1 pseudogene is annotated in these 536 nt (G+C 75.7%); it reads left to right on the top strand.

Going from position 1 to position 536, the window contains the following annotated elements:
* Nucleotides 1-262 precede the first annotated feature (262 nt).
* Nucleotides 263-536: pseudogene (locus tag CQZ88_RS32230) on the top strand (hypothetical protein); the annotation flags it as partial.

Genomic DNA, 536 nt, shown 5'->3' with positions numbered 1-536 from the left:
CCCGGAACGAGAACGGCTGTCCCTCGTCGGTGCGACCGAACCCGTGCGCGTGGACGCCCGGGCTGACGTATTCGACGGCGAAGCCGTCGGCAGGCACGTCGGCCGAGCCGGTGGGCCAGGTCACATCGGTCTCCTCGCGGGGTGGAGGGCGGGCGAGGCGCCTGCGGCGGCGCCGCGGCGATCAGGAACACTGGGGGTCGGGTGCGGGGCCGGCGACGGTGCCGCCCCGGACCGACCGTGGACGAGTACGAGGAGCGAGACGATGGGCAGACCGGCAGCACGTGGCGCCGCCGCGGCGGTGGGGTTCGCGTTGGCGCTGGTCACCGGGTGTTCCTCCTCGAACAGCGGCGACAACCTGCCCACCATCGACGCGGCCACGCCGGCCGTGGCTCCGGCGCCGGCCGTCCCGCCGGCGGGAACGGTGCAGGCGCTGGGCCGTGCCGTCGACGCCCTCACCGTCGATCCTGGCACGAGTACGGTCGCCGCGCTCACCGACGACGGGTCGCGGCTGCTGCTGCTCGGGGCCGCCGATCCGG

This window comes from Rhodococcus sp. ENV425 (assembly GCF_002887785.1).
Lineage (GTDB): Bacteria > Actinomycetota > Actinomycetes > Mycobacteriales > Mycobacteriaceae > Rhodococcus > Rhodococcus aetherivorans.
The sequence above is the reverse complement of the archived record's forward strand: the minus strand, read 5'-3'. Positions and strand labels throughout refer to the sequence as shown.